The following is a 20,449-nucleotide window of genomic DNA, read 5'->3' as shown; positions in this document are numbered from 1 at the left end:
AAAAATAGTATACTTGTTCTTGGTAGTTTGCAAGTAATGTTTATATTTGCATCCACAAATTCAAAGTACGCGGGCGTGGTGGAATTGGTAGACACGCTAGACTTAGGATCTAGTGCCGTGAGGTGTGAGAGTTCGAGTCTCTCCGCCCGTACAAATAGAAATAGTAAAGCCTTAATTCGTAAAGAGTTAAGGCTTTTTTTGTTTTTATACTTGTACAAAATCTGCACATTTTTTGAGAAAATATTTTTATTTTAAAATCTAGAAATAAATAAGGGGCTGAAAAAGTGGTGTTTATAATCCTTTAGCTGATCTTTTAGGGGTAGTGTTTAGGCTTTTAAGGGTATATAAGAAGGGGTAATGAGAGTAAATTTGTGCTATTAATCTTTTTAGTATAAAATTATGAAGCTTTCAGTATTAGATTTATCTATCGTGCCAAAGAATGGAGACAGACACCAGAGCTTAATGAATAGTTTAGAATTAGCACAACAAGCAGATGCGTTAGGGTTTTCTCGTTTTTGGGTAGCTGAACATCATGCGGCAGGAACAGGAGCAGGACGTACACCAGAAGTTATGATTCCGTTTATTGCAGCGCAAACTAAGAATATCAAAGTAGGTTCAGGAGCTGTTTTGTTAAACCACTATAGTCCGTTTAAAGTAGCAGAAACTTTTAATAGTTTGGAAGAATTGTTTCCTAAAAGGATAGACATGGGAATTGGAAGGGCTACTGGAGGACAAATAGTGGATATGGCATTGCAACGACATCGATCTGTATATCGTCAAAACATAAATGATTCAGCAGATCAGTTGATAGAATTGTTGCATTGGATGAATCAAGATTTTGATGCTGAAAATCCTTTTTCTGAGATAAAGTCACATCACAATGGCACTACTCCTGAGTTTTGGTTGTTAGGGTCTAGTCCTTGGAGTTCTAATGCTGCTGCCGAGTTAGGTTTGCGTTATGCTTTTGCAGGTTTTATCAACCCTACAATGTCTTACGGAATAGCTCAGCATTACCATCAAAATTTCAAACCAATAGCGCACGAATCGGGAAGCAGAAAACCACAATTAATGTTAGCGTTGAATGTTTTTGCTGCGGAAACTGAAAAAGAAGCGCATCGAATGACTGCTCCTTTTCAATTATTTGAACATCGTTTAAGAACAAAGGCAGATACTCAAAGTTTGCTTGAGGATGAAGATACTGCTTTAGAATTACTAGGGGATAGGTTTAAGAAACCAGAAGAATTAATAGACCCGAAACAACCACCAAAAGTTTTAGCAAGTACTCCTGAAAAATTATACGGTTGGTTAACTCAAATAGCTGAAGTTTATGGAACTGATGAAATTATGTTGCAAACTATTACAGGTAATCACAAGGCACGACTAAAATCGCAAAAACTATTAGCAGAAGTATTTTTAAAAAAGGGTAAGTAGGTTAAAATATACTTTTAGGAGTAGTGTTTAGGTTTTTAAGGGTATTGATTAAGAGGTTATAAGAAGTAAATTTGTAAAGTAATTATAGTCTATTGGATAAAATGAGTATGAAAACAATAATGAATCTTTTAAGTAAGATAGAGAGTGTCTTGTTAAGAGTAAATACTCTGACACAAAAACAACAATTAGTTCCTGTTAGAGTATGTAGTAGAAGATAATAAATGTTTAAAAACAAGAATTATGAAACCATCAGAATTAGCTAAAAAACGCTACGCAACCAAAAAATACGATAGTAGTAAAAGAATACCACAAGAAAAGATAGAGGAGTTAAAAGAAGTATTACATTTAGCACCTTCGTCTATTAATATTCAACCGTGGAAATTTACGTTTGTACAAAATACAGCAATAAAAAGTAAACTAGCGGATGCTTCACTTCATAACACAGAAAAAGTAAATCAAGCAGATTTATTAATCGTTTTTAGTGTGGCAGAAGATTTAGATGCTTTTCAAAAAGTAGTTGATAAAGAGCTACCAACAGCTCATAGTGACTGGTATAATAATATAAAAGATAACATACCAGAAAATGATTTACGAGTGTGGTTAGCAAAACAAGTATACATTGCGTTAGGAGTTGCTATGAGTACCTCTATCGCATTAGGGTTAGATTCTACCCCTATGGAAGGTATAGAACCTGAAAAGTATATGGATATTTTAGGAATGTCAGCTTACAAACCTCTTTTTGCATTATCAGTAGGATACAGAGCAGAAGATGATCGTTATCAGCCTGAAGTTATGCCAAAATCGAGAAGACCTTATAAAGATGTAATTGAGGTTGTTAATTAAGGATAAATTACTTTTTTTATAGCTAAGTATAGGATTTATGATATTTTAAATATCTTTAACCAAAAGGTATTTATATTGTGCTCACAACATTACTCTTAATTCTATACATAGCTATTGTTCTTACCGTTGCGGTTATTATCATCAATACCTCAACACCACCTAAAGCAATAGCTTACTTATTTTTACTTATCTTTTTTCCTGTCGGAGGAATAATTATTTACTTAACTGTAGGTATAAACCATAGAACCTATAAGCTCTACAATAAAAAACTCGAAGTAGATAAGAGTATTTTTATAGAACTTAAAGAACAGCTTAAAAACTACACAAAGAAAACGTTATCAACATCAAAAGTTCAACTAAAACACTTTTACAATCTTTCTAAGTTTATACATCAAGAAAATGTTTTAACAAGTAATAATAAAGTTAGTTTGTTACTAAACGGAGAGCACAAATTTCCTGAAGTTATCAAAGCATTAAAAGCAGCTAAAAACCATATACATATTGAATATTATATCTACCAAAACGATGCTATAGGAAAACAGATAGGTGATGTTTTAAAAGAAAAAGCTGCTGAAGGTGTAAAAGTACGTTTTATATATGATGATTTTGGAAGTAAAGATATTCGTAAATCATTCGTAGATTCTTTAATTGAATGTGGCGTTGAAGCATATCCTTTTTATAAAATAAAATGGTTACTGTTAGCAAACAGAATCAACTATCGAAACCATAGAAAAATTATTGTTGTTGATGGTCAAGTTGGTTTTATAGGAGGAATTAATGTTTCAGAAAGGTATATAAATCCTAATAAGTTCAATCGTTATTGGCGCGATACACATATAAAAATTGAAGGGTTGGCTGTGTTGAACTTACAACGTGTTTTTTTAGCAGATTGGAACTTTTGTGCTGATCAAAATGTTATCGTAGAAGAAGAACTTTTCCCTATAGATAAACAAAAAATAACAAGCGAGCATACTCAGTTAGTTCAGGTAATTTCTAGCGGACCAGATTCTGATCACCCAGATATAATGTATGCGCTCATTCAAGCAATTTTATTATCAAAAAAAGAAATTCTGATAACTACGCCTTATTTTGTTCCAAGAGCGTCTTTTTTAGATGCGCTTAAAATTGCTAGTTTAAGTGGAGTGAATATAAAATTATTAGTACCCAGTGTTTCAGATTCTAAATTGGTAAACGGAGTGTCTAATTCTTTTTATAAAGAAGTGTTAGAGATTGGAGTTGAGGTATATAGATATAAAAAAGGGTTTGTACATGCAAAAACTATGGTTTTTGACGAGTTAATTAGCTCCGTAGGAACTGCAAACTTAGATGAACGTAGTTTTGAGCTCAATTTTGAAATTAATGCTTTGGTTTATGATAAAGAACTAGCTCTTCAGTTAAAAGAAGCTTTTTTAGAAGATTTAAAACACAGTGAAAAAATAGATGTAAAGCAGTGGAATAGCAGGTCTATTTTTATAAGATTTGCAGAAAGAGTAGCTCGTTTGTTAGCACCTATTTTGTAAAAAAGAATTATTCCTTAATTATAAACATAGATCTACGGTTTAGTTGATGTTCTTCTTCAGTCCATTTTGCAGAGTCTGTACAATTAATTAATAAAAGTTGTTTTCATGTCAGTTTACTTTTTGAACGTTTGGGGGTAATTGATAATCCTTGAGGAGTAGTTGTATGGTTTTTCGAGGCTTAATTTTGTAAAGATTATTAATACTGTAAATAAAATAAGTAAGATGAAAAAAGTAAGTTTGTTTTTACCAATAATTGTTTCATTAGTGTTGCAATCATGTGGTAGTTTAAAGAATACAAAAAATACAGAAGAGGTATTTTGGGTAAGTGGTATAAAAACAGAATGTAGTGCTGGTGCTGGCAAGATGAATTGCTTAAATATTTATAAAGGAAATAATATTGCGGATGCGACTTGGGAATTTTTTTATGCCCCTATTGAAGGATTTACTTTTGAAGAAGGAATGCTTCAGAAAATAAAAGTGAGAGTAGAACGATTAAACCCTAAAGATGTACCAGCAGATGCCTCTAGTTTAAAGTATACGTTTATTGAAAAAATTGAGAGTCATGTAGACATCAGAACTTATTTAGCTGGAGAATGGAATGTTACAAGTTTGTTTAATAGAGAGTTTAATGAAACAACAAATGCTCCAAGTTTATCGATTGACTTAAATAAAAATAGAGTTTCAGGAAATGATAGCTGTAATAATTATACTGGTCAAATATCAAATGTTACCTCGCAAAGTTTAAAAATTAGAACCGTGGCAACTACTAGAAGATCGTGTTTTATAATGGATGTTGCCAATAGTTATAATAAAGCTTTAGGAGAAATAAACACCTATTTAATTAAAGGGAACAACTTGATTTTCTTTAATAAAGAAGGAAAAAAAATCGTATCTTTCACAAAATCAGCTAAAAAAGAATCAGAAGTTTCGTTGGGTGGAAATTGGATTGCTACTAGAATAGAAGGAGCTCCGATTAATCGAATGGTAAAAACTCCTCGTATAAATATTTCATTAGATGAAATGATATTGTCTGGAAATAATGGATGTAACGATTATACAGCGCAGATTAATAAAATTTCAGAAAGTAAAATTGAAATAGGGCACATAGCAGCTACACAAAAAATGTGTAGAGATATGCAAGTTGGTGCTGATTATCTTAAAATGTTACAGAATTCAGTTAGTTTTAAAGTCAAAGGCGATTCACTAAAATTTTACAATAAAGAAGGGGTAGAAACAATCTTATTTTTAAAAGCAGTGAAGTAAAACACTGAAAACAAATACATATCATCCTTGTTAAAAAACTATTTAACAATTTTTTAACTTCGTTTAGTTCGGTTTGTTCCGAACTAAACTTATCTTTGCAGAGTAAATTTTTAAATGAAGATGAATCAAGTAGAAAAGAGAAAATGTGAATTAGTTGAAAAGCTAGGGATCTTTATAGAGAAAAAAGAACAAATGGCTCCTGTAGCAGCAAGAATTTTTTCACATATCATTTTAACAGGAAAACAAGGGACAACTTTTGAAGATCTGGTGTCTGGTCTTTGCGCGAGTAAAAGCACAATATCAACACACCTTAACCACTTACAAGATTTAAAAAAGGTGAATTACTTTACTAAGACAGGAGATAGAAAAAAGTATTTTGTTTTAAATAAAGATACAATGCTTCAGGGGATTAGTGACATGGTTGAAGAATGGAAAGGAGAGAAGCAATTACATATAGAAATAAAGGCTTATAAAGAAGAAGCTAATGAAACTTTAGAAGAAGAAAACCAATTTGAATTAGGTTTTCACGATAGCTTTATCGAATTTTTAGATGGAGCAATAACATCTATTATCAAATTGAAAGAAACAATTGTAAACCACAAACACTAATTATAAAAAAATGAAAAAAACGAGAATATACGGTATTACCATGCTTGGTATTGTTGCTATGGCTTTTACAAGCTGTAAGAAAGAGCAACAACAGGCTGCCAACCAACAAAGAGCTTTGCCTTTAGCAGTTGTAGCTGTTCCTCAAAAAAATGTTACAGCATATACAAGTTATCCAACAACTATTGAAGGTACTGTTAATAGTGAGGTAAGAGCTAAAGTTTCAGGTTATATCCAAAAAGTTTTGGTAGATGAAGGGCAAAAAGTAAGAAAAGGTCAAGCTTTATTCAAACTAGAAACACAATCGTTAAGCCAAGATGCAGGAGCAGCAAAAGCAAATGTTAATGCTGCGCAGGTTGAGGTAGAAAAACTAAAGCCTTTAGTAGAAAAAAATATTATAAGTCCAGTTCAATTAGAAACGGCAAAAGCAAAGTTGGCGCAAGCTAAAAGTGCTTATAATAGTGTGGTGGCAAATATAGGTTATGCTACAGTAAGAAGTTCTGTAGATGGTTATGTAGGAGCAATTCCTTACAGAGAAGGTTCTCTTGTAAGTGCTACTAGTGCAAAACCGTTAACTACAGTAGCAAGTATTAAAAAAGTGTTTGCATACTTTTCTATGAATGAAACAGAATATTTAAATTTTCTTCAGCAAACAGAAGGTAAAAATCTACAAGAAAAAATTAAGAATTTTCCTGAGGTAGAATTAGTTTTAGCTAACGGGCAAGCTTATGAAGAAAAAGGAACAATTGAAACTGTTACAGGTCAAATTGATGCTAAAACAGGTACAGTGAGTTTCAGAGCTGTTTTTGATAATCCTAACAGGTTATTAACTAATGGAAATAGTGGAACAATTAAAATACCTAAATTGTATAAAGAAGCTTTAGTAGTACCAAAATCAGCTACTTATGAGCAACAAGGACAAACGTACGTTTATAGCGTTGGAGAAAACAATACAGCAAATTCAACTTTAATTACTGTTAAAGATAAAAGCGAAATGTTATATGTTGTTGGATCAGGTATAAAAAAGGACGATTTAATTGTAGTTAAAGGTATTGGTAAGTTAAGAAATGGAATGCCTGTTCAACCACAAAAGGTGGCTTTCGATAGTATTGTAAAGCCTATTAAACCCCTATTTCAATAATATTTTAGATCAGTAAATTATGTTAAAAACATTTATAGAAAGACCGGTATTATCTACCGTTATTTCGATTATCATAGTTATTCTGGGTGTTTTAGGGTACACAACCTTACCTGTTGAACAATATCCAGATATTGCACCGCCTACCATTCAGGTAAATGCAGTTTATCCTGGTGCGAGTGCTGAAACCATTTTAGAAAGTGTTATTATTCCCATAGAAGAACAAATTAACGGGGTAGAAGGAATGACTTATATGACTTCTTCTGCATCCAATAATGGTACAGCAAACATTACAGTATATTTTGATCAAAATACTGATCCAGATATTGCTGCAGTAAACGTACAAAACCGTGTTGCTAGAGCAAACCCTTTATTACCACAAGAGGTAATTCAAACAGGGGTAACAACTCAAAAGCAACAAACATCGGCGTTAATGTTCTTATCAGTATATTCTGAAAACGAAAATTATAACGCTACTTTTGTTCAAAACTATTTAAAAATTAACGTTATACCAGCACTTCAAAGGGTAAATGGTGTAGGTAATGTAAACGTGTTTTCTAACCAAGATTACGCTATGCGTATATGGTTAAAACCAGAAAAATTAGCAGCGTATAATCTAGTTCCAACCGAAGTTACAGCTGCTTTAAGAGAGCAAAGTTTAGAGGCTTCTGCAGGTTCATTAGGACAAAACGACGGACAAGCATTTTCGTACAATATTAAATATAGCGGACGCTTTAAAACAGAAAATCAGTACGAAAATATCATTATAAAAGCATTAGATAACGGAGAGTATTTACGATTAAAAGATGTAGCTAAGGTTGAATTAGATGCACAAGGATACGATTCTTTTGGTTTTACTGAAGGACACCCTTCTGTAAACATGGGAGTTTATCAAACAGCAGGATCTAACGCACAAGAAATTATTGAAAATATTAAGTTAGAATTAAATCGTTTATCACAAGATTTTCCTGAGGGGATTAAATACGAGATTAACTACGATACAAATAACTTCTTAACAGCTTCAATGAACAAGGTAAGAAATACGTTAATAGAAGCTTTCTTATTAGTGTTCTTAGTAGTATTTATTTTCTTACAAGATTTCCGATCAACGTTAATTCCGGCAATTGCAGTACCAGTAGCAATTGTAGGTACGTTCTTTTTCTTAAACTTATTCGGATATTCGATTAACCTGTTAACATTATTCGCATTAGTATTAGCAATTGGTATTGTGGTAGATGACGCAATCGTAGTTGTTGAAGCAGTGCACGCTAAAATAGATGAAGGAGCTACAGATGCAAAAGCAGCTACCTTAGATGCAATGCATGAAATTTCAGGAGCAATTATTTCGATTACTTTAGTAATGGCAGCGGTATTTATTCCTGTAACCTTTATTCAAGGACCAACAGGGGTATTCTACGAGCAGTTTGGTATTACGCTTATTGTGGCAATTTTAATTTCGGCAGTAAATGCATTAACGTTAAGTCCAGCGTTGTGTGCTTTATTCTTAAAGGGGCACGATGATCATGAAGATGAAAACAAAAGCTTTTTACAAAAGTTTTATGACCGATTTAATGCAGGATTCAATGCTACGACAGAACGTTATGGAAGATCATTAGCCTTTTTATATAAAAATAAATGGGTAACAGGATTAATATTAGTTCTTTCAGGAGTAGGAATTTGGTGGGCTGCTAATACAACGCCTACAGGATTTGTTCCTAGTGAAGATCGTGGTATTATCTTTATGAACGTAGAGTTACCAGCAGGTGCTTCTATGGATAGAACAAATGTGGTAACACAGGAAATGTATAAGAAAGCAAAAGAAATTCCTGGTGTTAGAGGAGTAACGGTAATTAATGGTAGAAGTTTAATTAGTGGAGCAGGAACCAATTACGGTTTAGGGTTCGTGAAGTTAGAAGATTGGGATAAGAGAGGGGCAGATGATCAATCAGCTAATGCTATTATTGGTAAACTGTTTGGTGTTGCAGCTACAATTCCTGATGCTAATATTATTTTCTTCGCCCCACCTAGTATTCCAGGTTTTGGTCTTTCAGGAGGATTTGAAGTAAACTTATTAGATAAATCAGGAGGAAGTTTTGAAGATTTAGATAAGACAACACAACAGTTTATTGGGAATTTGATGAAACATCCAGAAATTCAGTATGGGCAATCATCATTCAATACAAAATATCCTCAATATGAATTAGATATTGATGTACCGTTAGCTAAAAAATACGGAGTCTCTATAAGTAGTATTTTCTCAACCTTACAAGGATATATTGGAGGGGTTTATGCAGCTGACTTTGCAAGGTTTGGTAAACAATACCGTGTATATGTTCAAGCATTACCAGAAGATCGTAGCGATGCTAATTCATTAAATGAATTGTATATAAAAACGGGTAGTGGAGAAATGGCTCCAATAACACAGTTTGTAAAATTAAAAAGAGTGTATGGTCCACAATCAGTAACACGTTTTAACTTATATAACTCAACAAAAATTAACGGAGCAGCAAACCCAGGATATAGTACAGGTGATGCGATAGCTATTGTAAACGAAGAAATTAAAAACTTACCAAGTAATTATGATGTTGCTTATTCTGGTTTATCTCGTGAAGAGGTGAGTGCGGGTAACCAAACAGTTGTAATTTTCTTATTAGTTCTTGTTTTTGTTTACTTTTTACTAGCAGCGCAATATGAAAGTTATATTTTACCATTAGCAGTAATCTTCTCGTTACCTTTAGGGGTTTTCGGAGCATTCTTCTCAACAAAAGTAATGGGCTTAGAAAACAATATTTACTTCCAAATTGCACTGATCATGCTGGTAGGACTCTTGGCAAAAAATGCAATTCTTATTGTAGAATTCGCAGTGCAAAGAAGGAAAAATGGTGAAAGTATAGTAGATGCAGCTATTCATGGAGCAAAAGCACGTTTACGTCCGATTTTAATGACATCATTTGCTTTTATTTTGGGATTAATGCCATTAGTATTAGCAAAAGGAGTAGGAGCAGAAGGAAACAATTCTATCGGAACAGGAGCAGCAGGAGGAATGTTAATTGGTACAATTTTAGGAGTATTTGTAATCCCTATTTTATTCATCCTTTTCCAATGGTTACAAGAAAAAGTATCAAGTAAACCAGCTGTTGTTGAAACTAAAGAAGATTAATTATGAAACTTATAAATAAAACCTTGGTTATAGTCGTAATGGCTACAACCTTACAAAGTTGTTTTGTAGCAAAAGACTACGCTCGTCCTAAGCTAAAAGAAACAGAACACTTGTATCGTACCGATAATTTACCACAAGATAGTCTTTCAATGGCAGATGTGTCTTGGAAAGATATGTTTACTGATGCTCATTTAAAGCAATATATTGATGAAGGGCTTCAAAACAATCTTGATATTCGTGTGGCTATTCAACAAATGGCAGCTGCTGAGGCTTATATGAAACAAGGTAAAGCAGGGTATTTACCTACTTTAAGTGCTAACGGCTCTGTGTCAAGAAATTATTTTTCAAAAGGTAGTCAGGTAGGAAGACAAATAGAAGCTTCAGGTTTAGATATTGATCATTTTGATCAATTTAACTTAGCAGCTAATCTTTCATGGGAAGCAGATATCTGGGGAAAAATACGTAGTAATAAAAGAGCAGGAAAAGCAGGTTATTTACAAAGTGTTGCAGCTCACCAAGCGGTTAAAACAAAATTAGTTTCAGCTATAGCATCAACCTATTATCAGTTAGTAGCATTAGATGCTCAGTTAGAAATTACTGAACAAACTATTGAAACTAGAGAGAGTAGTGTAAGTACCATTAAAGAACTGAAAAATGCTGGACAAGTAACACAGGTTGCTGTAGATCAGAATATAGCTCAGTATAATAAAGCAAAAGCTTTAAAAGTTGATTTAGAAGCAGCAATCTTTAAAGCAGAAAATACGTTAAATCTATTGTTAGGTAGAACTTCTGTAGTTATTGAAAGAAGTAAGTTAGATCAGCAAGAGCTTAATGCAGCTATTAACCTTGGCATACCGGCTACATTATTAAGTAATAGACCAGATGTAATGGCTGCTGAATATGGTTTAATCAATGCTTTTGAAATGACCAATGTAGCAAAAAGTAACTTTTATCCATCGTTAACCGTAACTGCAAATGGTGGTTTTCAAAGCTTAGAGTTAGATGAGTTGATAAGTGCAAATTCGTTGTTTGCTAATATTGTGGGCGGACTAACTCAACCAATTTTCAATCAAAAAAAAATTAGAACACAACACGAAGTAGCAAAAGCACAACAAGAACAAGCGTTGTTAAACTTTAAGAAAATATTGCTAACAGCAGGAAATGAGGTTTCTAATGCGCTTTTTGATTATAACGCAGAAACAGAGAAGTTTGAGTATAGAAAAAATGAAGTTGAAGCGTTGCGTAGAGCAGAAGTAAACTCTGAAGAATTATTGAAAAACGGATATGCAAACTACTTGGATTTATTAACTGCAAGAGAAAGTGCATTGAATGCTGAGTTAAATGTTATTAATAACAAATTAAATCAGTTATTAAGTGTAGTGAATTTATATGAAGCATTAGGAGGCGGTTGGAAATAAGATCGTTTTATTATGAGTAATAGGAAAAAACTTATCGATGTAGCTAAAGAAAAGTTTATAGCTTTTGGTAGTAAACATACTACAATGGATGAAATAGCCGAATTACTCGGAATATCTAAAAAAACAATCTATACTTGTTTTTCGTCCAAAGAAGAATTGATTATAGAAAGTATCAAAGCGCTAATAAATGAATTTAAAATTGATGTTGAACCTATTCTTAATTCTAATGAATTAGCTTTAGATAAGGTAATAGCAGTTTATGAAGTAATTTTTAAGTACGTAGTTAAATTTAAACCGTCATTTATTTTCGGGTTAAAAAAGTACTACCCTAATGCGTACGATGCTTATAAAGAAATTACTAAAGATGTAGTTTCAACAGATGTAATGAAGTTACTTGAAGAAGCTAAAAGTAATGGAGAAATAAGACCAGATGTAGATCTTGAATTATTTAGCAAATTATATTTAAGTGATTTAGAACGTCGTTTGTTTGATGCTGATAATTTGTTTGACAATTACCCCAAAGAGGTGTTGTTAGAATATATGATTGTTAATAATTTAAACTCTTTAAAACCTACTACTAAATAGGGATATAAGTTTGTGGTTTTTTAGAAGTGTCATAGAGTTTTAAAACTTATGGCACTTCTTTTTTTATAAAAGAGATTGTTTTAAAATAATTATTTTTGGTGTTAGAGATCGTCATATAAGTAAATGAAGGAAAGAATAATAAAATATCAACTTGCACAACCCAAAGATTTTTTTGCAGAGTTAGGTAAAACATTACCTATAGAAATCAAAGGAACTGAGCTTACTCTTAAAGAAGAGTTAGGTAAAGGAAAAATGAAATATATAGAAGTGCAAGAAGGTTTATGGGCGCAACAAATAGATTATACTTTGCATGATGAAATAGGTTTATTTCGAATACCTAAAAACACAAATGATTTTTATTTAGTTGATTTTTATTTGTCCGATACAGAAATAATAAGATGTGCAGAAGGAAAAACATTTAGGCAAAGTTTTGAAAATGTAAATATGGTATTGAGTTCTTCTACCACAGCATCAAAAGCATTACTGCCTAAAAACCAAAGAATAAAAGCTTTTAATATTCTTATTTCTAAAGAATGGTTGTTTAAAAACGTATTAGACGATCATAAGAGTTTAAGAGGTTTTTTTAGTTGTGAAAGCCCTATATATTTATCGGAAAATTTAGATTATAAACTCAAAGAGTTATTAAAGAAAATTGATTTAAACCAAGATAATAGGTTAACATCAATTTCTAATATTATACAAATAGTTGATTATTTATTTATTCGTTTTGGAACTAGACCTTTAAAAGAAGGTAAACAAAACATACATCCAAATGATTTAAAGCAGTTAATGAAGGTAAGAAAAGTATTAGATACAAACCCTGAAAAAGAAATTTTGTTAAACAATCTTTCAGGTATAGCAGGAATGAGTTTATCAAAGTTTAAACGTCTTTTTAAACAAGTTTTAGGAACAACTCCGTATAAATATCATTTAAAAAATAAAATGGAAAAAGCGATGGAAACCTTAAAACAAGGTAACTACTCTGTGTCAGAAACAGGTTTTTTAATGGGGTATTCTAATTTAAGTCAGTTTTCAAAAGCGTTTAAAAATCACTTTGGAATATTACCTAGCGAAGTAAGTGTGTAGGTTTACCTAAAACTCCAATTTTTGTAATTTGTAGAAGCTTCTAGTTTATTTTCTATATCATCGGGAAGTTCAGGGAAAAAGTCAATACCTGTTTTTTGTTCTAATTCATCAATAGAAACTACAAAATCAGATAGAGGCTTGTTGCTTTCCTTATGTGGAAGTAAAAAAGCGATGGCTTTAATTTCAGGCTGAGTATAATCTAATAAAACTTTATAAAAATAATTAGGAACACTTACTTTTTCCTTTCCTATAGTTTTCAAATTAGGTTCTAAAATACCACCAGTAACAACATACAAGTGATTATACTTTTTTGCCCAATAACGAGTTTTTTGTTCTAGTTTATTCCAAATACCAGCGTTAAATTCATGGTTTTGCGGAGAAATGTTAGAGGTGTAAAAAGTTTCATCATGAGCACTTTTAGAGGCACGTCTATCACCAGCAGGACATAAGTGTCCTTTGTCATAACCAGATCTTTTATAGTTTCTCCAGTCAGCAGATTTGGTTTTTACTTTAGGATCTTCAATAAAAAACGGACGTTTATAGTTGGTGTAAACAATATCACTTTTATCTAAAGTATAAGCTACCCACTCAGCTTGTTCGTGTTGTTCACTGTAAGATAACTGGTAGCCATTATGTTTTATAATGACTCCAGTTGTAGAGGTTGGAAAGTAATTAAAGTTATCAGATGAGTTGTTTGTTGTTTGAGTTAAACCTAAAGAAGAAATGTTGGTGTCTTTTTGTTGTAACCAATAGCCAACAAGCAAAGCAACAATGGTAATAACAACCTTTATTTTCCTTGAAGTACTCATTTAATTACCTAACAAAATTTCTTTAAAATCTTCAGTTTTTTCAACTTCATTAAAAATTTCTTGAAACTTAATAGGAGGTACTGTTAATTTACGCTTAACTAAATCTAACCAAGCACCATAAACAGTAATAATAGCAGATAGTTTTCCAGCTTCATTAAAAACTTCATGTTGAATTTTCCAACGTTCACCTTTTCCAGATAAACCAGTAACTTTTAAGTTCACAGTAATGTCTTCTCCCATGTGAATTTCTCGTAAAAACTTGGTGTTCTCTTCAAATAAAATAGGACCTACATTTTCTTTTGTGAAATCTTGAACAGTTACATTATGCTCTTTAAAAAAACGTAAACGTAATTCAGCAGCGTAATCATTGTATGCGGTATGACGCATGTGTATGTTGGCATCAAAATCTGCCCATCGTGTCTTAAATTGTACACTAAAACTCATATCTAAAATTTTAAGAAGGCGAAATTACAAATTTTTAAGCTTTCACATCCAAAGCATCACGAAGTGTATTTCCAATTAACATAAAAGCCATTACTAAACTCATAATTGCTAATCCAGGAATCAATGCTAAAAATGGTTTGCCTAAAATGATATAATTATAATGATTTTTAATCATAGCACCCCAAGAAGGAGTAGGAGGTTGGGCTCCAATACCTAAAAAACTCAGTCCACTTTCAATTAAAATAGCAGCTGCAAAATTTGCGGCGGAAATTACAATGATAGGAGCTAAAATATTAGGTAAAATATGTTTGAAAATAATTCTAAAATCAGAAAAACCTAAAGCTTTGGCAGCTTCTACATATTGCTGCTGCTTAGTAGTAATTACTTGACCACGCACTACACGGGCAACTTCTACCCACATAGTTAGACCTACAGCAATAAAAACCTGCCAAAAACCTTTTCCTAAAGCCAATGTAATAGCTATTACTAGTAAAAGTGTTGGAATAGACCAAGTGATATTGATAACCCACATAATAAAATCATCAATTTTTCCACCAAAATAGCCTGCAATAGCGCCAATAGGAATTCCTATTAAAAGTGAAATAAATACAGCTATAAACCCAATAAAAAATGAAATTCTAGCCCCAATTAATAACCTGCTTAATAAGTCACGACCATATTTATCAGTTCCTAAATAAAACGTTTTTTGCTGAATGTACTTTTCGTAGGAAGCAGGAAACTCTTTTGGTAAACCATCGGAGTATTTAATAACTTCTAACTGATTATTTTTAACAGAAAATGATTTTATAGGTATTTCTGTTGATGAATTTTGTTTTCCCTTCATAAAAATAGAAAACCAAGATTGTTGATTTTTTACTTCTGAAGGAATACTTAATAGTTGAACAGAAAATCCAGGAGGTTTCGAGTGAATTTCTAAATGCATTTGATTGGCAGAGTTACTGTTATCAGGGGCTAAAACATAGCAAAAAACAGCAATAAATCCGCATAAAACAATATACCAAAAACTAAACATACCTGTTTTACTACGTTTAAATTTTTGGATGGCTATTTGCCATAAAGATGTACCTGTATTATTATTCACTCTTTTGTATTTCTTTCAAGTTATTGACATCAATACTTGATGGATTTTGAAAAACTTCCAAATCAAAATATTTTACAGAAGCTAAAATATGATCAAAAATGTTCGCCATAACACGTTCATAATCTACCCAATTTTTTTCTCTACTAAACGCATAAATCTCTAGCGGAATTCCATTAGGAGTTGGCTCTAACTGACGAGACATTAATAACATGTCTTGATTAATTTTGGGGTGATTCTCAATGTATTTATCTAAATAAATTCGAAAAGTTCCAAAATTGCTTAGGTTTCTACCGTTTAGTAACACTGACTTGTCAACATTGTGTTTTTCGTTATATGCTTTTACTTCTTCACTGCTTTTTGTAATGTAGTCGGAAATCAATTCTATCTTTTTAAAACGCTCGATATCTTCATCGGTAAGGAAGTGGATACTATTTATTTTAATCAAAATAGCTCGTTTAATACGTCTACCTCCCGAACTATTCATTGTTCGCCAGTTTTTAAACGAATCGGATGTTAAGTAATAAGTAGGGATGCTGGAAATAGTATTGTCAAAATTTCTAATAATTACTGAAGTTAAATTGATTTCAACTACATCACCATCAGCACCATATTTTTCCATAGTAATCCAATCACCAATTCTAACAGTATCGTTAACCGCAACTTGAATACTCGATACAAAACCAAGAATAGTATCTTTAAAAACTAACAAAAGGACTGCTGAAAAAGCTCCTAAAGCAGTTAAAAAACGAATTAGAGGTTTACCTGTTAAAACTGAAAAAGATGAAATAGCAGCAATAAGCCATAACACAATCATAAAAATTTGAACGTAACTTTCTAGAGGTTTGTCTTTAAAAGCTTCGGTGGTACGTAAAAAATCTTTAACCGTTAATAAAATACTACGGATAAACCAGATAATGGCAAAAATAATACCGATAGTGGTAATACGTTCTGCGTAGGTAAATAGGTTAGGAAAATCAACAAGAATTTCTTTCAGAAGATTATATATCAGTATAAAAATAATAATTCTTGTTAAATTTAAAAAAGTTCTATTTTTAATAAGTAAATCGTCAAAAGTTGTAGATGTTTTATTCGCCATTTTGCGAATAGCTTTTCTACCAAAGTATCTGAAAGCTTTAAAAAGTATATACCCTAATAGAGAAAGCACAACAAGGTTTGCTACCAGATTAAGGTATATAGCGGTGGTTTCAGAAAGAGAAAAATGCTCTTTAAAAGTTCTGTAAAAAAACTTGTTTAACATAGTAGTACAAGGTTATAAGTCTGTTATTTCTTCTCCAGCTTTTAAGCCGAATTTTTTTCGGAACCAATACACCACAATATATAAAATAGGGGTATCTAGGGCAGCTATAATTACTTTAAATAAAAATCCACTTAATAAAAGGCTTCCAAAGATATTCCAAGGAAGAATTTTAAAAGAGCTTAGTAAAAATAATACGGTAAAAGTATCTATAAATTGTGATAAAAAAGTAGAGAAATTATTACGAAGCCATAAATGTTTTCCTTTGGTTAGATTCTTCCAAAAATGAAATATTCGAATGTCTATAAACTGAGCAGCTAAATAAGCTAGCATTGACGCTAAAACGGCCAATGGAGATAATCCGAAAACTTTTGTAAATGTACCATTATCAATAGGAGAATTATTTATTGCGGGGGTATAATCGGCTACTAGAATAATAAGCATAGAAAAAAAGGAGGCAAAAATACCAGCGATTACTACTTGGTTGGCTTTTTTCTTCCCATAAATCTCTGATAAAATATCTGTAATTAAAAAAGTGATTGGATAAGGAAGAATACCTACGGAAACCTCAAAACTAAATAAATTAAATGGTTCCCAATAAAAAAACTTCTGAAAAATTAAATTCGAAGTTACTAAAGATGCAATAAATAAAGCTGCTAAAACTAAGTAAATAAGTTGCGCTTGATTTTTTAGTTGTGCCGTCATAAAACGAAGATAGTAATTTTAAAAATTGTATGTTTGCATCGTTAAACAAACAACAAAATAAATAGATGAAAGCATATATTTTTCCAGGTCAAGGAGCACAATTTACAGGAATGGGATTAGATTTATATGAAAATTCACCATTAGCTCAAGAACTTTTTGAAAAAGCAAATAATATATTAGGTTTTAGCATTACTGATGTGATGTTTGAAGGTACTGCTGAAGAATTAAAAGAAACAAAAGTAACACAACCAGCGATCTTTTTACATTCGGTAATTTTAGCGAAAGTTTTAGGGGATGATTTTAAACCAGAAATGGTTGCAGGTCATTCATTAGGAGAATTATCAGCATTAGTAGCAAACGGAGTACTATCTTTTGAAGATGGATTAAAATTGGTTTCTAAACGTGCTTTAGCAATGCAAAAAGCATGTGAAATTCAACCATCAACAATGGCAGCTGTTTTAGGATTAGAAGATAAAGTTGTAGAGAATACTTGTGCTGAAATTGATGGAGTAGTAGTAGCAGCAAATTATAATTGCCCAGGTCAGTTAGTAATTTCTGGAGAAGTTGAAGCAGTTGAAAAAGCATGTGCAGCGTTAACAGAAAAAGGAGCAAAAAGAGCGTTAGTGTTACCTGTAGGAGGAGCATTTCACTCACCAATGATGGAGCCTGCTCGTGAAGAATTAGCAGCAGCTATTGAAGAAACTACTTTTAACGAACCTATTTGCCCAGTATACCAAAATGTGGTAGCAAAAGCAGTAACAAATCCTGCTGAAATTAAAGAAAATTTGATAGCACAATTAACAGCGCCAGTAAGATGGACACAATGTGTACAAGCAATGGTTGCTGATGGTGGTACAGAGTTTGTTGAAGTTGGTCCAGGTAAAGTATTACAAGGCTTAATGCGTAAGATTGATAGAAACGTAGCAGCTAGTGGAGCTTCTTTAGCATAAATAGTAAAAACAAAATATAGTATAGAAAAATCCCGTTCCAAAGGAACGGGATTTTTGTTTTTGTGAAAAAGAAAGTTATTATTTAGCTAAAACACAGTCTTCACAATCTTTAACTTCACCATAATAGGTTTCTCTGTATTTGTGTACCGTTTCAAGCGGTATGATATTTAAAAACATTTTTTTAATGTAGGTAACATTAGTATGAAGTTTACCCATTTTTCTTGAAAATCGTTTTTCTAAACGTGTTTCTCTTTTAATTTTAATCAATTTCATTATTCTAGTATCATTTAATTAGGGTACAAAACTAAAAAGCTTAAAGCGTGATGTCAATTAATAAATGTTAAAACATTAAAAATCAGTTAATAAATATGTGTTCTTAAATTTGAAGTGTACTATTTTAAGAATATGATAATAGGAAGTGTAAACAATTCACAAATTAGAAATGTAAAAAAGCTGATTTTAACTGAAATGAATAAAAAATCACTCGAAATTGATTGAAAATAATCAAAAATGAGTGATTTTAATGTTTTTTTGTAAGAAACGACTAGTTTCTAATATCTAGTATTTTGAATATTTGTGCTTTTTTTGGAGCTAAGAGAATTAAATAAATTAATAAGATTACTCCTAGTAGCAAAAAATCTGGTTTTAAAATTAAAATCAAAAAACAAGCACCTTCAATAATAGCCCATCTTACTATAGAAGCAGTTTGGTAAATCGCAAATTTCTCCTCATTACTAGCATCTTTTTGGATTTTGCTTAACATGTTTTTAAACATAAAGTTACTAGCAACATAAGCTATTGCAGGAATAAAAGCATAAAATAAAGAAGAATTATCAATCACCATGTCGAACATAATCTTAAAATTACCTAAAATGGTAAAAGCAAGAGTAATACCGGCAACTAAGGCAAGGTGGATAATTTTTAAAGTTTTAATTTTTTGATCCATAAGGTTTCAGTCCAAATTATTGAATAAAATCATTTATAGTTTTCGTAATAAAAGCTAATTGCTCTTCATCCAATTCTGTATGCATAGGTAACGAAATTACTTCATCAATTAATTGATTGGTAATCGTAAAATCAGCCTCGTTATATCGGTCATCTTGATATGCTTTTTGAGCATGTAGCGGTACAGGGTAATAGATAGCGTTAGGAATTTCGTTATCTAATAAATGTTGATGTAATTCATCACGTTTTCCATTGGTAATTCTCAAGGTATATTGGTGGAAAACATGCGTTGTAAAATCACTAATTGTTGGTGTGATAATATTTGGGTTGTTAGCAAAAGCGTTTGAATAATATTCAGCAGCCTTTCTACGAGCATCACAATAGCTATCTAATAAAGGTAGCTTAGCTTTTAATACAGCTGCTTGAATAGAATCTAAACGAGAGTTTACTCCAACTACATCGTGATAGTAACGTTTATACATACCATGGTTTACCATTCCACGAAGCGTGTGCGCTAATTCATCATCATTCGTAAAAATAGCACCACCATCACCATAGCAACCTAAGTTTTTAGAAGGGAAGAAAGAGGTAGTACCAACATCACCCATAGTTCCTGCTTTCTTCTTTGTTCCGTTAGAAAAAGTATAATCTGCTCCAATAGCTTGTGCGTTATCTTCAATAACAAATAAGTTATGTTCTTTAGCAACTTCTAAAACAGCTTCCATATTAGCACATTGCCCAAATAAATGAACAGGAACAATTGCCTTCGTTTTTGGGGTAATTGCTTTTTTTAAAGCTTCAATATCTATGTTAAATGTATCTGGTTCAACATCAACTAATACAGGAGTTAATTTTAATAAACCAATTACTTCTACAGTGGCAGCAAATGTAAAATCAGCAGTGATAACTTCATCTCCTTGCTCTAAACCTAAGCCCATCATGGCTATCTGTAAAGCATCAGTACCATTAGCACATGGAATTACGTGCTTAACGTCTAGATAATTTTCTAAGTCAGCTTGAAATTCATGAACGTACGGTCCGTTAATATATGCTGAAGAATTCAGAATTTCTTGAATTGAGGTATCAACTGTATCTTTTATTTTTTGATATTGACTTTGTAAGTCAACCATTTGAATTTTTCTCATTTTGACATGATTTTTATAAGCATCAAAAATACGAACAATCTATG

The 20,449-nt window shown here is 31.9% G+C and carries 19 protein-coding genes and 1 tRNA gene; 12 read left to right on the top strand and 8 right to left on the bottom strand.

The features are described from left to right. The first annotated feature begins 69 nt into the window (after positions 1–69). From N534_RS0104195 to N534_RS15005, 11 genes are all read left to right on the top strand, one after another. Positions 70–151 (top strand) — tRNA-Leu (locus N534_RS0104195). Between the two features lie 248 nt (positions 152–399). Beyond that, positions 400–1,431, top strand: coding sequence for an MsnO8 family LLM class oxidoreductase (locus N534_RS0104190; RefSeq protein ID WP_028891282.1), 1,032 nt, complete (start codon positions 400–402; stop codon positions 1,429–1,431). Between the two features lie 240 nt (positions 1,432–1,671). Next, positions 1,672–2,274 carry an NAD(P)H-dependent oxidoreductase gene (locus N534_RS0104185; RefSeq protein WP_028891281.1) on the top strand — a complete coding sequence of 201 codons (603 nt, stop codon included), beginning with the start codon at positions 1,672–1,674 and terminating at the stop codon, positions 2,272–2,274. A 77-nt stretch (positions 2,275–2,351) separates the two neighbouring features. Continuing rightward, positions 2,352–3,794, top strand: coding sequence for a cardiolipin synthase (gene cls / locus N534_RS0104180; protein WP_038005494.1), 1,443 nt, complete (start codon positions 2,352–2,354; stop codon positions 3,792–3,794). Positions 3,795–4,016: 222 nt separating this feature from the next. Further along, a complete protein-coding gene (locus N534_RS15010) occupies positions 4,017–5,057 on the top strand; it encodes an META domain-containing protein (RefSeq protein WP_051435841.1) in 1,041 nt (346 codons plus the stop codon). A 114-nt stretch (positions 5,058–5,171) separates the two neighbouring features. After that, positions 5,172–5,666 (top strand): GbsR/MarR family transcriptional regulator, encoded by a 495-nt coding sequence (locus tag N534_RS0104170; RefSeq protein WP_028891279.1) that lies wholly within the window; start codon positions 5,172–5,174, stop codon positions 5,664–5,666. 10 nt (positions 5,667–5,676) lie between these two features. Next, positions 5,677–6,804 carry an efflux RND transporter periplasmic adaptor subunit gene (locus N534_RS0104165; RefSeq protein ID WP_028891278.1) on the top strand — a complete coding sequence of 376 codons (1,128 nt, stop codon included), beginning with the start codon at positions 5,677–5,679 and terminating at the stop codon, positions 6,802–6,804. Between the two features lie 19 nt (positions 6,805–6,823). Continuing rightward, the gene (locus N534_RS0104160) at positions 6,824–9,961 is read left to right on the top strand and encodes an efflux RND transporter permease subunit (protein WP_028891277.1); all 3,138 of its coding nucleotides are present in this window, start codon (positions 6,824–6,826) and stop codon (positions 9,959–9,961) included. A 2-nt stretch (positions 9,962–9,963) separates the two neighbouring features. Continuing rightward, positions 9,964–11,379 (top strand): efflux transporter outer membrane subunit, encoded by a 1,416-nt coding sequence (locus tag N534_RS0104155; protein ID WP_028891276.1) that lies wholly within the window; start codon positions 9,964–9,966, stop codon positions 11,377–11,379. Between the two features lie 12 nt (positions 11,380–11,391). Continuing rightward, positions 11,392–11,964: a TetR/AcrR family transcriptional regulator gene (locus N534_RS0104150; protein ID WP_028891275.1), complete on the top strand. Its 573-nt coding sequence runs from the start codon at positions 11,392–11,394 to the stop codon at positions 11,962–11,964. Positions 11,965–12,087: 123 nt separating this feature from the next. Next, positions 12,088–13,050, top strand: a complete 963-nt coding sequence (locus N534_RS15005; protein WP_028891274.1) for an AraC family transcriptional regulator — start codon at positions 12,088–12,090, stop codon at positions 13,048–13,050. Positions 13,051–13,052: 2 nt separating this feature from the next. Here the strand turns inward: N534_RS15005 and N534_RS0104140 are convergent, their stop codons facing one another. Genes N534_RS0104140 through N534_RS0104120 form a run of 5 tightly spaced genes read right to left on the bottom strand, consistent with a single transcriptional unit; the run spans position 13,053 to position 17,365 of the window. Continuing rightward, positions 13,053–13,859: a DNA/RNA non-specific endonuclease gene (locus tag N534_RS0104140; RefSeq protein ID WP_081728282.1), complete on the bottom strand. Its 807-nt coding sequence runs from the start codon at positions 13,857–13,859 to the stop codon at positions 13,053–13,055. Beyond that, entirely contained in the window at positions 13,860–14,303 is a 444-nt protein-coding gene (locus tag N534_RS0104135) for a thioesterase family protein (protein ID WP_028891272.1), read from the bottom strand. A 34-nt stretch (positions 14,304–14,337) separates the two neighbouring features. Then, positions 14,338–15,405: an ABC transporter permease gene (locus N534_RS0104130; RefSeq protein WP_028891271.1), complete on the bottom strand. Its 1,068-nt coding sequence runs from the start codon at positions 15,403–15,405 to the stop codon at positions 14,338–14,340. Beyond that, a complete protein-coding gene (locus N534_RS0104125; RefSeq protein WP_028891270.1) occupies positions 15,398–16,663 on the bottom strand; it encodes a mechanosensitive ion channel family protein in 1,266 nt (421 codons plus the stop codon). Before N534_RS0104125 ends, N534_RS0104130 begins: the two co-directional genes overlap by 8 nt. 12 nt (positions 16,664–16,675) lie before the next feature. After that, a complete protein-coding gene (locus N534_RS0104120; protein ID WP_028891269.1) occupies positions 16,676–17,365 on the bottom strand; it encodes a queuosine precursor transporter in 690 nt (229 codons plus the stop codon). A 65-nt stretch (positions 17,366–17,430) separates the two neighbouring features. Here N534_RS0104120 and fabD point away from each other — a divergent pair, with 65 nt between their 5' ends. Continuing rightward, positions 17,431–18,315: an ACP S-malonyltransferase gene (gene fabD / locus N534_RS0104115; RefSeq protein WP_028891268.1), complete on the top strand. Its 885-nt coding sequence runs from the start codon at positions 17,431–17,433 to the stop codon at positions 18,313–18,315. Positions 18,316–18,393: 78 nt separating this feature from the next. Here the strand turns inward: fabD and N534_RS0104110 are convergent, their stop codons facing one another. From N534_RS0104110 to N534_RS0104095, 3 genes are all read right to left on the bottom strand, one after another. Next, positions 18,394–18,588, bottom strand: a complete 195-nt coding sequence (locus N534_RS0104110; RefSeq protein ID WP_028891267.1) for a hypothetical protein — start codon at positions 18,586–18,588, stop codon at positions 18,394–18,396. 271 nt (positions 18,589–18,859) lie between these two features. Beyond that, positions 18,860–19,261: a hypothetical protein gene (locus N534_RS0104100; protein WP_028891266.1), complete on the bottom strand. Its 402-nt coding sequence runs from the start codon at positions 19,259–19,261 to the stop codon at positions 18,860–18,862. A 16-nt stretch (positions 19,262–19,277) separates the two neighbouring features. Beyond that, positions 19,278–20,405: a DegT/DnrJ/EryC1/StrS aminotransferase family protein gene (locus N534_RS0104095; protein ID WP_028891265.1), complete on the bottom strand. Its 1,128-nt coding sequence runs from the start codon at positions 20,403–20,405 to the stop codon at positions 19,278–19,280. Positions 20,406–20,449 lie beyond the last annotated feature (44 nt).

The organism is Tenacibaculum sp. 47A_GOM-205m (assembly GCF_000518405.1).
Lineage (GTDB): Bacteria > Bacteroidota > Bacteroidia > Flavobacteriales > Flavobacteriaceae > Polaribacter > Polaribacter lutimaris.
Note: the sequence above shows the minus strand (reverse complement) of the source record. Positions and strands in the feature narration are given on the sequence as shown.

Coding starts and splice junctions, on each gene's coding strand:
- N534_RS0104190 (WP_028891282.1), top strand. CDS start 400: ATGAAGCTTTCAGTATTAGATTTATCTATCGTGCCAAAGAATGGAGAC.
- N534_RS0104185 (WP_028891281.1), top strand. CDS start 1,672: ATGAAACCATCAGAATTAGCTAAAAAACGCTACGCAACCAAAAAATAC.
- N534_RS15010 (WP_051435841.1), top strand. CDS start 4,017: ATGAAAAAAGTAAGTTTGTTTTTACCAATAATTGTTTCATTAGTGTTG.
- N534_RS0104170 (WP_028891279.1), top strand. CDS start 5,172: ATGAAGATGAATCAAGTAGAAAAGAGAAAATGTGAATTAGTTGAAAAG.
- N534_RS0104165 (WP_028891278.1), top strand. CDS start 5,677: ATGAAAAAAACGAGAATATACGGTATTACCATGCTTGGTATTGTTGCT.
- N534_RS0104160 (WP_028891277.1), top strand. CDS start 6,824: ATGTTAAAAACATTTATAGAAAGACCGGTATTATCTACCGTTATTTCG.
- N534_RS0104155 (WP_028891276.1), top strand. CDS start 9,964: ATGAAACTTATAAATAAAACCTTGGTTATAGTCGTAATGGCTACAACC.
- N534_RS0104150 (WP_028891275.1), top strand. CDS start 11,392: ATGAGTAATAGGAAAAAACTTATCGATGTAGCTAAAGAAAAGTTTATA.
- N534_RS15005 (WP_028891274.1), top strand. CDS start 12,088: ATGAAGGAAAGAATAATAAAATATCAACTTGCACAACCCAAAGATTTT.
- N534_RS0104140 (WP_081728282.1), bottom strand. CDS start 13,859: ATGAGTACTTCAAGGAAAATAAAGGTTGTTATTACCATTGTTGCTTTG.
- N534_RS0104135 (WP_028891272.1), bottom strand. CDS start 14,303: ATGAGTTTTAGTGTACAATTTAAGACACGATGGGCAGATTTTGATGCC.
- N534_RS0104125 (WP_028891270.1), bottom strand. CDS start 16,663: ATGTTAAACAAGTTTTTTTACAGAACTTTTAAAGAGCATTTTTCTCTT.
- N534_RS0104120 (WP_028891269.1), bottom strand. CDS start 17,365: ATGACGGCACAACTAAAAAATCAAGCGCAACTTATTTACTTAGTTTTA.
- fabD (WP_028891268.1), top strand. CDS start 17,431: ATGAAAGCATATATTTTTCCAGGTCAAGGAGCACAATTTACAGGAATG.
- N534_RS0104110 (WP_028891267.1), bottom strand. CDS start 18,588: ATGAAATTGATTAAAATTAAAAGAGAAACACGTTTAGAAAAACGATTT.
- N534_RS0104100 (WP_028891266.1), bottom strand. CDS start 19,261: ATGGATCAAAAAATTAAAACTTTAAAAATTATCCACCTTGCCTTAGTT.
- N534_RS0104095 (WP_028891265.1), bottom strand. CDS start 20,405: ATGAGAAAAATTCAAATGGTTGACTTACAAAGTCAATATCAAAAAATA.